This window comes from Gordonia amarae NBRC 15530 (assembly GCF_000241345.1).
Taxonomy (GTDB): domain Bacteria; phylum Actinomycetota; class Actinomycetes; order Mycobacteriales; family Mycobacteriaceae; genus Gordonia; species Gordonia amarae.
Genome location: NZ_BAED01000013.1, coordinates 1 through 14,819, shown reverse-complemented (window position 1 = coordinate 14,819; position 14,819 = coordinate 1). Strand labels below are relative to the sequence as shown.

The window sequence follows — 14,819 nt, the reverse complement described above, 5'->3', positions numbered from 1 at the left end:
TGTCCGGACCTTCGGGTTCGGTCCGTGCCGATAAGGAGTCTGTCACCGGTGACCCGGCCTCGCTCGCCTGGGCCTGCCCTGTGCCCGTTTCCGCCGGTGTGCCCGATTCCGTGTCCGTTGAACCCGTGTTCGTTGTACCTGTGTTCGGGGTGCCCGAGTCTGTCGTGTCCGTCGGTGGACCCGCCGGGTCCTGCGCCGGCAGTTCGGCGGTGGTCGCGGCGAACGGCTTGGTGGTGGGTTTGCCGGCCGCGGGCGGTTCGACGCGGGTCTGCAGACGTCCGGCCTGTGGTCTGCGCGGAGCCCATGCGGCTTCGGTCGTACCCTGGTTGCGGCGCTTTCGCCAGGCCGAGACCGCCTTACCCATGAGGTCTTTGCCCTTGTCGCCGATCTCTCTGCTCTTGTCGGCGAATTCTCTGCGTTTGTCGCCGTTGGGGCCGGGCATATCTGGATTTCACCCCCGTAGGGCTCGGGTCCGCTCGAAAAAGTCGGGCGATGCGCGCACGGACTGCCGCACACCGCCGGATGATCGCCCCTCAGACTAGCGAACAGTGCCGCGATAGTTGGTGCGGCCGCGCCGCAGTGATCAGGACGACACCACCGGATACCTGCTTGAATGGGGGAATGACCTCTTTCGGAGACCTGCTGGGTCCGCAGCCGACTTTGCTGACGGGCGACGACGACGCCGAGTCCGACCTTCTCAACGGTGCCGACCCGGCATCGGTGGCAGCCTCGCATCCGACCGCGTCGATCGCGTGGGCCTATCTCGCCGAGAAGGCGCTCGAGCAGGCGGGCCGGGCCACCGGTACCCCCGGACCCGACGCGGACGCCGACATCGGCAAGGTCATCGAGGCGTACGCCTACGCCCGCACCGGCTATCACCGCGGCCTCGACCAGCTGCGCAGGCACGGCTGGAAGGGTTTCGGCCCGGTGCCGTGGTCGCACGAGCAGAACCAGGGTTTCCTGCGGTGTGTCGGCGCCCTCGCCCGGGGCGCCGCCGCGATCGGTGAAGAGGATGAGTACCTGCGGTGCCTGGACCTGCTCAACGACAGCGATCCCAACGCGGTCACCGAACTCGGTCTGTAGCGGCCGGCCACGTCCGTTCGGTGAGTGGACCGGGCCGTGAGCGGTAAACAACCCGCACTGTCTGTGCGGACGCGGGTCCGGCGCCGCATCCGGCGGCGCATAGACGCGCTCCCCAAGCCGCTGTCGCTGCGGGTGCGCAGGCTGTGGCTGTCGGCGGTCCCCATCACCCAGTGTGCGGTGGCGGCCGGGCTGGCGTGGTGGATCGCCGTGGTCCTGCTCGATCACGACCGGCCGTTCTTCGCCCCGATCGCCGCGGTCGTCTCGCTCGGATTGTCACTGGCCAAACGCTGGCGCCGGTCGGTGGAACTGGTCAGCGGCGTCACCGTCGGCATCCTTGCCGGCGATCTGGTGATCTCCTGGATCGGCTCGGGGACCTGGCAGATCATGGTCGTCATCGCGATCGCCATGTCGATCGCGGTGTTCCTCGACGAAGGTCCGTTGTTGCCGATGCAGGCGGCGTCGTCGGCCGCGCTGGTGGCCACGCTGTTGCCGCCGGGTGATTCGGCGGGGATCGAACGGGCCGTCGACGCGCTGATCGGCGGGGTCGTCGGCATCCTCGTCGTGGCGCTGATGCCGGTGAATCCGGCGTTGCGCAGCACGCGCGACGCCGCCGGGGTGCTCGGGACGATCCGCGACGCGGCCACCGACCTGGCCGCGGGCCTGCGGGCACAGGACGTCGACACCGTGTCCGACGTCCTGGCCCGGGCCCGCGGCACGCAGGGCGCCATCAACACCATGCGCGCCGACATGGCCGGCGGCCGCGAGATCAGCACCATCTCGCCGCTGTACTGGTCGTCGCGGCAACGGCTGCAGCGGATCGCCGCCACCGCCGATCCCATCGACAACTCGGTGCGCAACTTCCGGGTCGTCGCCCGGCGGGCCCTGGCGATGACGCAGGCCGGGGAACAGCTGCGGCCGGAGATCATCGAGATCATCGGCGACCTCAGCGGCGCCTACGAGATCCTCCGCGAGATGATGCTGGCCCCGCCGGGCGGCGAACCCGACGAGGCCGACGCGGCGCGCGTCCTGCGTACCATCGCCCGCAAGGCCAGAACCGATCTGGTCACCGACAGCCCGATGTCGGAGACCGCGATCCTGGCGCAACTACGGTCGCTGATCGTCGACCTGCTGATGGTGGCCGGGCTGCGGCGGTCGTCGGCCCGGGCCACCCTCCGCGACTGACCCCGGCCACGCCGGTCTCAGCTCACTTCACCTGGGTGACGAGGTACTTGGCGATCTTCTGGTGATTGTCGACGCCGTAGCCGTCGTTCAGCACCATCGTCAGCGCTCCGACCTGCACGTACAGCTCATTCCCCCCGGTCGAGACGGCCCGGTCGCCGATGCCGTCGAACTCCTTCGCGCCGTCGAGGGCCGCTTCGGGGTCGAGGTTGCCGCCGGTGATACCCAGGGTGAGGCTGAGGGTTTTCCCGTCGGAGAAGTTCCACCTGCACTCGCGCAGGTTGGCGGCGTCCTCGGGACCTGTATGGTCCTCGACGGTTGTGCCGGCCAGTTCGGCTGCTTTCTCGTCCGTCATCAGCGAACACGGATCGGGCGCGGTGCGCGGTCCGCCATTCGACGCGGAATCTCCGGAGTCGCCGTTGTCCTGTTGCGCCGCCGCCGAGGGGGCCGCCCCCGTGTCGGTGGATTCTTCGCAGCCGGTGGCGAACGGGACGACGAGGAGCACAGCCGCGGTGGCCGTGATGATGGCACGTTTCATTTGTGGACCCTTTGCGTTCGTCGCCCCCGCATCGGGTGAGAAAGAGTGTAAGTGCATCGTCCCCGGGTGGCCATCGGTTCCGTGAATGGTGCTCGCGCGCCGGGGCCACCCGAGGTTCCCGATCACTCCAGGTTCTCGACGAGGAACTCGGCGAGCTTCTTGCGCTGGTCGGTGTCGAGGACGCGGCCGTAGATGTCCATTTTCCAGCCCTTGGCGATCACGTACAGGTGCTTGTCGACATTGACCGCCCGATCGCCGGCTCCGTCGATCTCCTCCGCACCGCCGAGTGAGGCTTCGGTATCCAGGCTGAGCTTTGTGGGTCGACTCAGGCTGACCCGGAAGTCACCTCCGCCGGCGAAGTTCCAGATGCAGTCGCCGTTGCGTGATTGGACCTGCTTGCCGACGAGTTCCGCGACCTGCTCGTCGCTCAGCTTCTGGCACAACGCGATCTCCGCTTTGTCGACGTCGGTTCCGGCGCCGGAGGAATCATCGGAGCTGTCCTCCGTCGACGTGTCGGGTGCCCCGGAACTCTGTTCCGTCGAGGAGTCCGGCTCGCCGGAACTCTCACCCTGCGGGGGCCCGTCGTCGCCGAGTTCGGCCTTCGGCGGCAGGATATTCGAGTTCGACGGGGACGCCCCGGTCTTGATGGACTCCTTGCAGCCGGTGGTCAGGGGGACGACGAGGAGCACAGCCGCGGTGGCCGTGATGATGGCACGTTTCATTTGTGGACCCTTTGCGTTCGTCGCCCCCGCATCGGGTGAGAAAGAGTGTAGGTCGGCCCGGGGTTGTCGGCTATCGGTTGCACGAATGCCGCGCGTCGCGGGTACACACGCCGGCTGAGGGGTGGGAGGTCACTTCAATACGTCGATGACCGCCTGGGCCGTCCGCTTCCGGATGTCGAGGGCCTTCGCCTCGTCGTAGTCACCGCCGGTGAACAGGACGTCGATGGCCACTCCGCCATTGCGTACCCAGAGGGTGGTGCCCAGTTGGACGGCTTCGTCGCCGACGCCGTCGATGTCGGTGGCCCCGGGGATGGTGCGATTGCTCGCGAGGCCGTCGGAGTCCGCCTTGCCCACGCTGACGTTCATCGTGGCCCCGGTGGCCGGTCCCCGGCGCAGTTCCCAGACGCAGTAGCCGTCGCCACTGGTGCCGCCGGTCTCGACGGTCATACCGGTCAGTTCGGAGATCTTCGCGTTGGGGAGGAGCTTGCAGGGGTTGGGGAGCGTTGCGATGGTGGTCGACTCGCCTGTGCCGGAGGTATTGGTGCTCGTGGATGCTCCGCTTCCGCTGGATGTTTCAGTGACGCTGGATGTCTCGTCGGTGTCCGCTCCCGGCGACCGGGTGACCGGAGGCGCGGGGTTGTCCGGATCGAGGGTGCCTTTGGAGAGTCCGTTCTCGGTGGTTGTCGAAATGGTTGTGGCCGAGTTGGTTTCGCTGCCGTCGCAGCCGGCGGCCAGTGGAATGACACAGAGGAACACGGCGATCGCGGCGGCCGTGCGCAAGCGGTATCTCATTAGCGAGCCTCACCTTCTGGTTATCGACTTCGGTTGCCGCTGACCAGCTTTCACCCAAGTCGTTGTCGAACAGTGTAGGAGTCCCGGCCGCGGTAATTCCATCATCGACCGGCTCCGTCGGTCGTACGGCCGACCGGGGGTGTCGCAGGGCAGGGCCGGGAAATGGACATGTGTCCGGATTTTTCCAGCAGATCGCCTTGGCGCCGGTATCTTCACCCGATTGCTCCACGCGCCGGGCAGGGTGGTCAACAATGTCACCATGTCCTACAGATGTGACGTGCGTTTCAGCTCCCGGCCGACGGGCGAGCTGCTGCTCGACCTGTACCGGCCCGCATCGGCGTCCGGCGCGGTGCCGGTCATCGTCTGGCTGCACGGCGGTGGCTGGTTCACCGGCGACCGCACCCTCGCCCCCGATCTGCAGGCGCGCGCCGACGCGATCGGTGCGGCGATCGCGAGTATCGAGTACCGGTTGTCGGGGCAGGCGCTGTTCCCGGCGCAGATCATCGACCTGCGCGCCGCGATCCGGTACCTGCGTGAGCAGGCGGGTGAACTCGGCGTCGATCCCGGCCGGATCGGTCTGTGGGGGTCGTCGGCCGGCGGGCATCTGGCGGCGCTGGCCGGGGTGACCGGCCATCTCACCCGCTGGGAGGGAGAGGATCCCTCGGACACGCCGGTGGGGGTGCAGGCGGTGATGGCGGCGTATCCGCCGGTCGACCTGGCGATGTGCGTGCGCGACGCGAGCGCCGGCCGGCCCGAGGCCGACCCGATCGGCTTTCCCGAGTCGCGGGTCCTGGGCGGCCTGCCGGCCGACCTGCCCGAGCTCGCGGCCAGTGCCGGCCCGCTGACCTACATCGACGCAGCCCGCTCGCTGCCCCCGTTCCAGCTCGCGCACGGAACCGCCGACGTGGCGGTGCGCATGGGCAACAGCGTGCGGCTGTACGAGGCGCTGCACGCGGCCGGGGCCGACGCCGAGCTGTACCTGCTCGACGGCTACAAACACGGCTTCCTCAATCCCGGTGGCCGGATGGAGGCCGGGCTGTCCGCCGTCATGGACGACGGGCGGCTCGAGGCCGCGGGCACCGCGCCGGCGCGGCACCTCCGGGACGGCGTCGACACCGACGCGGCACTCTTCGGCTTCACCACCATCGACGAGTTCTTCCGTACCCATCTGGGTCTCGCTTGATTCAACGCCCGATTTTTCTGGACAAAGGAGTTCACATGTCCCATATCTCTCCCGAGGAGATCCACGGTAAGACCCTGCTCCGGGGTGTGCTGCCCGGTGAGCCGGTGCCGTACTACCTGCAGAGCGGCGACGGCGAGAGCTTCGAGGTCTCCGGCCAGCTCTGGACGGTCATCGCCCGCTCCGCCGACACCGGCGGCGACTTCGACGCCGCGTTCGTCACCGGACGCCGCGGATCGCACTCGCCGTTCCACGCGCTGCCCGGGGCGCACCGCTCCTTCTTCGTGCTCAGCGGGCAGATCCAGGTGTGGATCGACACCGATGCCGGTGTGCAGAGCCGGGTGCTCACCCGCGGCGATTCGGTCACCGTGCCACCCGCGACGCTGTTCGGATACCGGATGCTCGCCGAGGGTAGCCGCATGCTGATGTACTCGGCCCCCGGCGGCGCGCTCGACGCGTTGCTCGCGCGCGGTGCGGCCACCGGCAAGCACTACTACTCGGCGCAGGCGCCGGCGGCTGAGCAGCTGATCCTGCCCGACACCGCGACCGTTGCCGACCTGCCGGACGTGGTGGCGGGTGACCAGTGGGACGATGTGCGGCCAGCGGGGGTCGAGCCGTACTTCCTGCGTAACCTGGAGGGTGAGCATCGCGCCTGGCCCGACGCCATCAACACCCACGTCGTACGCCCGGCCAACACGGGCGGACGCTACTTCGCCGTCGACACGTTCTCCGCCCCGTCGCCGTACATCATCCGGCACTTCCACGCCCACCACACCGAGAACTTCTTCTGTCTGGCCGGTCGGGTGTGGTTGTGGGTGAACGGGGAGGAGGTGCTGCTCACCGAGGGTGACTTCCTGCACGCCCCGGCCGGAACGATCCACAGTTTCGCGATCGCCGGGCACGGCACCCGCATGCTGGGCATTCTCGCCTCGGGCGTGTTCGAGCCGTTCTTCGACGTCACCTCGCAGCCCACCGAGGACAAGGTGTACACCGAGGGCCTGATCGATCCGTCGATCATCTTCGCCGGCATCCAGGGCGCGCCGGATCTCGACCTGCATGTGGTGGGGCCGCCGCCGGAGCGGGTGTTCGCGCCGGGCGTGTGATGCCCGCCCGGCACCAGTAACCAAGGTTGCCCTAAATATGTTTCCCCAGACCCTTGCGACACATGCGGAAGTGCGCATATATTCCGGGTTATGGGTCACTCACACGGGCACTCCCACTCGCACGGACCGTCGGGCGCTTCGGCCCCTGGTCGGCGCATCTGGCCGATGGCCCTGGGCGTCGCCCTGATCGGCGGCTACTTCTTCGTCGAGCTGATCACCGGCATCATCGTCAACTCGCTCGCCCTGATCGCCGACGCCGGGCACATGCTCACCGATGTCGTCGCGCTGTGTATGGGTCTGGTGGCGTTGCTGCTGGCCCGGCACGGCAAGGCCACCGACACCCGCAGCTTCGGCTGGCACCGGGCGGAGGTGTTCACGGCCGCGATCAACGCGCTACTGCTGTTCGGCGTGGCAGGGTACGTCCTCTACGAGGCCATCGAGCGGCTCGGCACCGACCCCGAGGTACCCGGCGCGACGCTCATCATCGTCGCCGCGATCGGCCTGGCCGTGAACATCGCGGTGATGTTCCTGCTGCGCGCCGACTCCAAGGAATCCATCGCCGTGCGCGGCGCCTACATGGAGGTCCTCGCCGACGCCGTCGGCAGCGTCGGTGTGCTGGTGGCCGGCGTCATCATGATCACCACCGGCTGGGGTTACGCCGACATCGTGGTGGCCGTCCTGATCGCGCTGTGGGTGGTGCCGCGCGCGCTGAGCCTGCTCCTCGATACCGCGCGCATCCTCAGCCAGCAGGCGCCCAAACATATCGACGTCGACGCCGTGCGGCACGAACTGGCCGCGATCCCCGGCGTCGACGACGTGCACGACCTGCACGTCTGGACGCTGACCACGGGGATGGACGTGGCCACGGTGCACCTGGCCAGCGTCGAATCCCACGGAATCGTGCTCGAGGCCGCCCGCGAAGTGCTCACCCGGCACGGACTCGGCCACGCCACCATCCAGGTGGATCCGGCCGACCAGAGCAGCCGCTGCCACGACGAACTGACCTGGTGACGACCGCCGGGCGTGCGGCGGTGCGCGATCAGCTGTTCGCCTGCACGTCCGCCTCGCTCGTCGCGATCCGCCTGATGTCGTCGGGTGTGTTGGCGGAGTAGCTCTTTCCGCCGGTCACCTCGGCGATCTGGTCGAGAGCGTCGGCGTCGGCGTCGGCGGAGATCCCGATCGCGATGATCCGCACCGGCCTGGTCGGATTCTGCAGGTGCTTGAGCTGGTCGATCAGCTCATCGAGGCTGATGCTGTTGGCATCCTCGTTGTGACCGTCGGTCACCAGACACAGTTGGTTGTTGGCGGTCGGGTCGTAGGAGTCGACCATCATCTTGTACGCCGCGAGCATCGAGTCGTACAGTCCGGTGCCGCCGCCGAGCTGGTTCTTCATCGCCTGACGGGTCTTCGTCGCGATGGCATCGCGCTGGACGACGCCGCCGGTTGTCGCATCGAGACGCCTGACGGGCACGATCTCCTTCCAGTCCTGCCCGGGTCCGCCCTTGTTGATACCGAAGATCCACACGCCGACCTGTGCGGCGCCGCCGAGGAGCTTGGTGCCGTTGATCGCCGTGCCCGCGGCCAGGTCGGCCCTGGTGGCCGGTCCGGCCTGGTCCCGCATCGATCCGGAGACGTCGAGCAGGTTTAGCAGGCGCAGCGGGGTGCTGAGCTTCTGCCAGCTGCGCAGTGCCTTGTCGATCGTCTTCGTGTTGCGGGTGTCGAGCAGCTTGACCTTGTCGCCGATGCCGCTGCCGTCGGGGTAGCGGTAGCCGGAGGAGTTGAGTGCGCGGCGACCGGACTCCGAACGCGCGGCCTCGGCCAGGGCCTGTCCGGCCGATTGTGTGAGGTCATGCCGGTCCTCCGGGGCGGTGTTGACCAGCGGATAGTCGAGCATCAGAGTGCCGTCGGCCGGGATCTTCGCGACGAGCCTGGAACCCTTGTGCGTCTTGAGGAACTCCAGGTATTGCTGTTCGCTGGTCACCGCCGGCGCGCCGGAGGCGTCGGCCCGGGTCAGCCGGGCGTCGTCGGTGTCCTGTTCCGGGGTCACGCTGTGCCGCTGTACCGCCATCACGGTCATCGCCTGGATGAAATCGTTGTTGGTGATCTTGTGGTCGGCGACGGCGGTCACGCCGCCGACGATCGGCGCGTCGCCGGTGGAATCATCGACGGGGCTGCTCACCTGGAGGTTCTGGGTGTTCATGACGTCGACCCAACTGCGGAAACCGCGCAGGGCCGAGCCGACGACCACCACCGGCGACGACGCCAGCGAGGTGGTGATGTAGTCGGGCTTCTTGCGTACCTGTTCGGTGACCCGTTCGGCTCTGGTACGGGTGTCGGCCACCCAGAGGTCGGCATCTTCGCCGCCGGCGCTGAGCCGGGCCGGGACGTCCTTGCTCGCGACCTTCGCGATTGCGTAGTCGTAGCAGTTCTTCTCGGAGGCCTGGTCGGCGATGGTCCCGATGACGTCGGCCATCGCCGGATCGACCACCACGGACACCGAGGTGCGGTCACCGCCGCAGCCGTCGGCGTACTCGCGCCAGGAGAGCAGCGCGGCGGCGATGATCGCGATGAGTGCGAGCGCGGTGAGCGTGAGTCCCCAGCGGTGTCGTCGCCTGCGACTGTCCGGTTCGAACCCGAACGGTTCCTCGTCGATCCCGGAACTGAGCGACGAACGACGCGATCCACTCGACGACCGGCTGCCTTCGATATGCCGTCCCACAACCAACTCCCTGTGTATCGCGCCCGTGGTGTCCTGCCCGTCCTGTGACCAGGCCAAGATTTACCATTAGTAACGCGCTGACTGAGAGAAATGGGAAAAGTTAAAGTTCCAACTGTTGATTGCTGGGAAAAGCGGCCACTTCACCAGACCTTCGTGTACGGGCGGTCACGGCAGTACGAGCAGCAGATCGATGTGGTGGCGGTAGAACGTCGACCGCTTGACCACCCGGTCGGTGAGCACGCCCTCCCGCTCCACCACCAGATTCGAGCCGCCCGTCTGCGCGGCCCGGCCCGTCGCCCAGCGGCGCCGCAACGGGTGATCGAGCCGGGCACGAACGCCCGGCGCCTCGGGCAGCGGTTCGATGACGATGCCGCGTGTCTCGCCGAGGAACAGCCGGGTGTTGTCGACGTAGGTCTCGCCGTGCAGCTTCGCGCCGCCCTCGCCGAGCTGCCGGGCACGGCCGAGCAGGACGGTCGCGGCGTCGTCGCGGATCAGCGGCACCGCGCGGGCGTTCCCGGTCCGGGCCGGCCGCTCGGCGGCCTCGCCGTGCGGGAGGCCGTATCTCCTGGTCGCGGGGGTTGCCGCGGGTGCGATGTAGGCGACTTCGACGTCGAGGCGTTCGGCGATCATCAGCCGGGCCAGCACCGCCGCCGCGAACGCGTCGGGATTGTCCGATCCGCCGCGGATGACGATCCGGGTGGTCGCCGGATCGCCGAGGGCGCCGTCGACCAGTGCCCGGACGGCTTTCTTGTCGTCGAAGTTGCAGGTCTGCTCAATGACGGCGATCGACACGCCGCTCAGACTATCGGTGTGACGCAACCGGTGAGCACTGCCGCCGCATCCCGGCGGCGGGTAGTAGGGTTTCCCTGTTCACCAGAACACAAAGGAGCTTGGACAACATGGCCGCGATCGTCCTGATCGGCGCTCAGTGGGGCGACGAGGGCAAAGGCAAGGCAACCGATCTGCTCGGCGGACGGCTGCAGTGGGTGGTGCGCTACCAAGGCGGCAACAACGCCGGTCACACGGTGGTGCTGCCGTCCGGGGAGACCTTCGCCCTGCACCTGATCCCGTCGGGCATCCTCACCCCGGGCGTCAACAACGTGATCGGCAACGGCGTCGTCGTCGACCCGGGCGTGCTGCTCACCGAGTTGTCGGGCCTCGAAGAGCGCGACGTGGACACCACCGGCCTGATGATCTCCGCCGACGCGCACCTGCTGATGCCGTACCACGTGGCCATCGACAAGGTCACCGAACGCTTCCTGGGCAACAAGAAGATCGGCACCACCGGCCGTGGCATCGGCCCCTGCTACCAGGACAAGATCGCCCGCGTCGGCGTGCGCGTGGCCGACGTCCTCGACGAGAAGATCCTCACCCAGAAGGTGGAGGCCGCGCTCGAGCTCAAGAACCAGATCCTGGTGAAGATCTACAACCGCAAGGCCCTGGAACCGGCCCGCGTCGTCGACGAGGTGCTCACCCAGGCCGAGGGCTTCTCACACCGCATCGCCGACACCCGGCTGCTGCTCAATCAGGCCCTCGAACGCGGCGAGACAGTGCTGCTCGAAGGCTCGCAGGGCACCCTGCTCGACGTCGACCACGGCACCTACCCGTACGTCACCTCGTCCAACCCCACCGCGGGCGGCGCGGCTGTCGGTTCGGGCATCGGCCCCAACAAGATCACCACGGTGCTCGGCATCCTCAAGGCGTACACCACGCGCGTGGGTTCGGGACCGTTCCCCACCGAACTGTTCGACGAGTGGGGCGAGTACCTGGCCAAGACCGGCGGCGAGGTGGGCGTGACCACCGGCCGCGCCCGGCGCTGCGGCTGGTTCGACGCCGTCATCGCCCGCTACGCCACCCGCGTCAACGGCATCACCGACTACTTCCTCACCAAACTCGACGTGCTCTCCAGCCTCGACCAGGTGCCGATCTGCGTGGCCTACGAGGTCGACGGCCGGCGCGTCGACGACATGCCGATGACGCAGACCGGTTTCCACCACGCCAAGCCCATCTACGAGACGATGCCCGGCTGGTGGGAGGACATCTCCGAATGCCGCACCTTCGAGGACCTGCCGCAGAACGCGCAGAACTACATCCTGCGGCTGGAGGAGCTCTCGGGTGCGCACGTCTCGTGCATCGGCGTCGGCCCGGGCCGCGACCAGACGATCGTCCGGCGCGACATTCTGTGAGCGCGTAGGAACGCGGGGAGCGGGGAGGCGACCATGGCGCGGGGAGACGATTACGGCTCGATCCTGCTCGGGTCGGCGGGGGAGACCGCCTTGCGTCAGCGTGTCCGTATCCAGACGCTGCTGACGTTCTGCCTGATCGTCGCCAATGCGATAGGTGTGTCGATCGCGCTGGCGCTGGTCCTGGTCGGGATTCCCGATCCGTCGGTGCTCGTCGACAAGCTGTGGTGGGTCAACTTCATCGCGTTGCCCATCTACGTCACGGTGGCGTTTCTGATCGGCATCATCGGCTGCACGATCATCGCGGTGGGCCGGCTGCAGTGGACCATCCACGAGAAGGAACCCACCAGGGCGGAGGCGCTGCGCACGCAGCGGCTGCCGTGGACGCTGACGATGTTCCAGACGCTGCTCTGGCTCCTCGGCCTGGTGATGTTCACCGTCATGTACGGCGTGCTCGAACCGGCGCTGATCCCCAAGATCATCTTCGTCTTCGGCCTTGCCGCCCTTGTGGTGGTGAGCATCGGGTACATCCTCATCGAACTGGCGCTGCGCCCGGTGGCCGCCGACCTCATCACCTACGGCTACGGCCGCCGCAAACGGTCGGGACTGCGGGCTCGCTGGGTGCTCGCCTGGATCACCGGGTCGGCGATCCCGCTGGTGGGAATCCTGCTGGTGGGGTTGTTCGGGGTGTTCCGCGACGAGACCACCAAGGTCGAGCTGTTCGTCGGTGTCGTCGTGTTGGCACTGGTCGGCCTGGCCACCGGCCCCATCCTGACGATCCTGGGCAGCATGAGCATCGTCGGACCGATCCGCACGATGCAGAAGGCGTTCAACCGGGTCAGCAAGGGCTCGCTCGATCATGCCGATGTGGTGGTGTACGACGGCACCGAGGTCGGCGACCTGCAGGCCGGGTTCAACAACATGGTCACCGGCCTGCGCGAACGGGAACGGATGCGCGACCTGTTCGGCCGGCATGTCGGGCGCGAGGTGGCCGAGGCCGCGCTCGTCGGCGACCCCGAGCTCGGTGGCTCCGAACGCACCGTCGCCGCCCTGTTCATCGATGTCATCGGCTCGACGACGCTCGCCGCCAACCGCACTCCCACCGAGGTGGTCGGGCTGCTCAACGACTTCTTCGCGGTGATCGTCGACGAGATCATCGAGCACGACGGGCTGGTCAACAAGTTCGAGGGCGACGCGGTGCTGGCGATCTTCGGCGCCCCGATCGCGTTGAGCGATCCGGCGGGTTCGGCGCTGGCCGCCGCGCGCGGTATCGCCGACCGGCTGCCCGAGGCGATACCGGAGATCTCGGCGGGCATCGGCGTAGGCTACGGGCCGGTGGTCGCGGGCAATGTGGGCGCCATCGAACGCTTCGAGTACACGGTGATCGGCGACCCCGTCAACGAGAGCGCGCGGCTGTCCGAACTGGCCAAACGCGACCCGCGCCGGCCCCTTGCCTCCCAGCGCACCATCGACGCCGCACTGACGACCGGGTCGGGCGCCGCGGAGGTGCGCAAGTGGGAACAACTCGACGCGGTGACCCTGCGCGGCAGGCTCGAACCGACCGTCGTCTTCGGCGGTATCCCCGGCCCGGCGCCCCGCCCGGCGGAGGACGAATCCACCGCCGATGCGGACCCTCAGACTGTGCGCTGACTCTCAGGCGGGTCCCTGTAGTGGCCCTTGTCCTGACCGCCGCGTGTAGTCCGATGGAGTGAGCGGCGAATCGAGGGGCGATCGTAGGGCCCGGCAACGGTACGATCAAGACCATGACGCCGAACGACGACGAGCGTGGCCGCAACGGCTACAGCCATGATCGGCCGCCCGCCGAGGGCGCGACCGAGGTGGTGCGGCTCGGTTCCGTGCCAGGGGAACCGGCTGCCGCACAGTCGGCCCGGAATGCGGGCGTGCCCGCTCCCACGGGTGCCGACGCCGCCCGCGCGGCCGAACAGACCGTGCCCTACGACGCCGCCACGGCGCCCGGACCGCAGGCCGGACCGCCGTCGGTTCTGGGCACACCGCTGTCGCCGTCGGCCACACGCGTGATGCTGCTCGGCGCCGGTGAACTGGGCAAAGAGGTCATCATCGCGTTCCAGCGGCTCGGCGTCGAGGTCATCGCCGTCGACCGTTATGCCAACGCGCCCGGCCAGCAGGTGGCCCATCATGCCGAGGTCATCGACATGACCGACCCGGTCGCGCTGCGGGCGGTCATCGACAAATACCGGCCGCACTATGTGGTGCCCGAGATCGAGGCCATCGCCACCGGCGCGCTCGCCGAGGCGGAGGCAGACGGCGTCGCCGAGGTCATCCCGTCGGCCAAGGCCGTCGTCGCCACGATGGACCGTGAGGGCATCCGGCGCCTGGCCGACGAGGAACTCGGCCTGCCCACGTCGCCGTACCTGTTCGCCGACACGCTCGACGAACTGAAGGTGGCCGCCGAGCAGGTCGGCTTCCCGTGCGTGGTCAAGCCGGTCATGTCGTCGTCGGGCAAGGGCCAGAGCGTGCTGCGCGGACCCGACGACGTCGAGAAGGCGTGGGAGATCGCCAACACCGGCGCCCGCGTCTCGGGGCAGCGGGTCATCGTCGAGGGTTTTATCGACTTCGACTATGAGATCACCCTGCTCACCATCCGCGCCCTCGATCCGGCGACGGGCTCGCTGACCACCCACTTCTGTGCTCCCATCGGGCATCGCCAGGTCGACGGCGACTACGTCGAGAGCTGGCAGCCGCACGAGATGCCGGAGTTCGCGCTCGGTGCCGCCACCTCCATCGCGGCCCGCGTGGCCACCGCGTTCGGTGACGGAAACCTCGGTGGCCGTGGTGTTTTCGGTGTCGAGCTGTTCGTCAAGGGTGACGACGTCTACTTCTCCGAGGTCAGTCCGCGACCGCACGACACCGGCCTGGTGACCATGGCCACGCAGCGCCTGTCGGAGTTCGAGATGCACGCGCGGGCGATCCTCGGTCTGCCTGTCGACGTCACGCTCGCCTCGCCGGGCGCGTCGGCCGTGATCTACGGCGGCCTCGATGACACCGCGATCGGTTTCGAGAACGTGGCCCGCGCACTCTCGGTCCCGGAGACCGACGTGCGGCTGTTCGGTAAGCCCGAGAGCCATGCGCGCCGGCGGATGGGTGTGGTCACCGCGACCGCCGACGACGTGCAGACCGCGCGTCGCCGGGCCAAGTCGGCGGCGGCCATGGTCACGCCGGTCGCCGGACATCCCGTCGAGCGGCTCACCGAACCCGCCCCGTTCGCGCCCTCGCCCGAACCCGTGCCGCGCCGCGGTACGCCGCCGCCACCGCCTGCCGGGCGGCCGACGGGGCCCGCC

At 68.4% G+C, this 14,819-nt stretch carries 13 protein-coding genes and 1 pseudogene; 8 read left to right on the top strand and 6 right to left on the bottom strand.

Translation table 11 applies throughout. The annotated features are described in order from the left end of the window. A pseudogene (locus tag GOAMR_RS03595) lies at positions 1 to 442 on the bottom strand (hypothetical protein); the annotation flags it as partial. Positions 443 to 621: 179 nt separating this feature from the next. On the opposite strand from GOAMR_RS03595, the gene GOAMR_RS03590 reads away from it, so the two are divergent. Both GOAMR_RS03590 and GOAMR_RS03585 read left to right on the top strand, forming a co-directional pair. After that, positions 622 to 1,083, top strand: a complete 462-nt coding sequence (locus tag GOAMR_RS03590) for a DUF3151 domain-containing protein (RefSeq protein ID WP_005182832.1) — start codon at positions 622 to 624, stop codon at positions 1,081 to 1,083. A 36-nt stretch (positions 1,084 to 1,119) separates the two neighbouring features. Beyond that, entirely contained in the window at positions 1,120 to 2,265 is a 1,146-nt protein-coding gene (locus GOAMR_RS03585; RefSeq protein ID WP_005182825.1) for an FUSC family protein, read from the top strand. Between the two features lie 22 nt (positions 2,266 to 2,287). Here GOAMR_RS03585 and GOAMR_RS03580 read toward each other — a convergent pair whose 3' ends face one another. The 3 genes from GOAMR_RS03580 to GOAMR_RS03570 all read right to left on the bottom strand — a co-directional run bounded on the left by GOAMR_RS03580 (position 2,288) and on the right by GOAMR_RS03570 (position 4,314). After that, entirely contained in the window at positions 2,288 to 2,800 is a 513-nt protein-coding gene (locus GOAMR_RS03580; RefSeq protein WP_005182824.1) for a DUF3558 domain-containing protein, read from the bottom strand. 122 nt (positions 2,801 to 2,922) lie between these two features. Beyond that, the gene (locus GOAMR_RS03575; protein WP_005182823.1) at positions 2,923 to 3,522 is read right to left on the bottom strand and encodes a DUF3558 domain-containing protein; all 600 of its coding nucleotides are present in this window, start codon (positions 3,520 to 3,522) and stop codon (positions 2,923 to 2,925) included. A gap of 129 nt (positions 3,523 to 3,651) precedes the next feature. After that, entirely contained in the window at positions 3,652 to 4,314 is a 663-nt protein-coding gene (locus tag GOAMR_RS03570; RefSeq protein WP_005182822.1) for a hypothetical protein, read from the bottom strand. A 277-nt stretch (positions 4,315 to 4,591) separates the two neighbouring features. On the opposite strand from GOAMR_RS03570, the gene GOAMR_RS03565 reads away from it, so the two are divergent. The 3 genes from GOAMR_RS03565 (at position 4,592) to GOAMR_RS03555 (ending at position 7,608) form a co-directional block, all read left to right on the top strand. Further along, complete coding sequence (locus GOAMR_RS03565; protein ID WP_211599607.1) at positions 4,592 to 5,497, top strand: alpha/beta hydrolase; 906 nt, start codon at positions 4,592 to 4,594, stop codon at positions 5,495 to 5,497. Positions 5,498 to 5,532: 35 nt separating this feature from the next. Then, entirely contained in the window at positions 5,533 to 6,597 is a 1,065-nt protein-coding gene (locus GOAMR_RS03560; RefSeq protein WP_005182820.1) for a quercetin 2,3-dioxygenase, read from the top strand. A 90-nt stretch (positions 6,598 to 6,687) separates the two neighbouring features. Further along, entirely contained in the window at positions 6,688 to 7,608 is a 921-nt protein-coding gene (locus tag GOAMR_RS03555) for a cation diffusion facilitator family transporter (RefSeq protein WP_050942581.1), read from the top strand. 28 nt (positions 7,609 to 7,636) lie between these two features. Here GOAMR_RS03555 and GOAMR_RS03550 read toward each other — a convergent pair whose 3' ends face one another. Together GOAMR_RS03550 and GOAMR_RS03545 are read right to left on the bottom strand one after the other, a co-directional pair. Next, on the bottom strand, positions 7,637 to 9,316 hold the full coding sequence (locus GOAMR_RS03550; RefSeq protein ID WP_005182818.1) for a substrate-binding domain-containing protein: 1,680 nt from the start codon (positions 9,314 to 9,316) through the stop codon (positions 7,637 to 7,639). Between the two features lie 165 nt (positions 9,317 to 9,481). Continuing rightward, positions 9,482 to 10,108, bottom strand: a complete 627-nt coding sequence (locus tag GOAMR_RS03545) for a hypothetical protein (protein ID WP_040514261.1) — start codon at positions 10,106 to 10,108, stop codon at positions 9,482 to 9,484. A gap of 107 nt (positions 10,109 to 10,215) precedes the next feature. Between GOAMR_RS03545 and GOAMR_RS03540 the strand changes: the two genes are divergently transcribed. The 3 genes from GOAMR_RS03540 to purT all read left to right on the top strand — a co-directional run. Beyond that, positions 10,216 to 11,502: an adenylosuccinate synthase gene (locus GOAMR_RS03540; RefSeq protein ID WP_005182816.1), complete on the top strand. Its 1,287-nt coding sequence runs from the start codon at positions 10,216 to 10,218 to the stop codon at positions 11,500 to 11,502. 33 nt (positions 11,503 to 11,535) lie between these two features. Next, positions 11,536 to 13,149, top strand: coding sequence for an adenylate/guanylate cyclase domain-containing protein (locus GOAMR_RS03535; protein ID WP_005182814.1), 1,614 nt, complete (start codon positions 11,536 to 11,538; stop codon positions 13,147 to 13,149). A gap of 113 nt (positions 13,150 to 13,262) precedes the next feature. After that, on the top strand, positions 13,263 to 14,819 hold a 1,557-nt coding region (purT, locus tag GOAMR_RS03530; protein ID WP_005182812.1), incomplete at its 3' end, for a formate-dependent phosphoribosylglycinamide formyltransferase.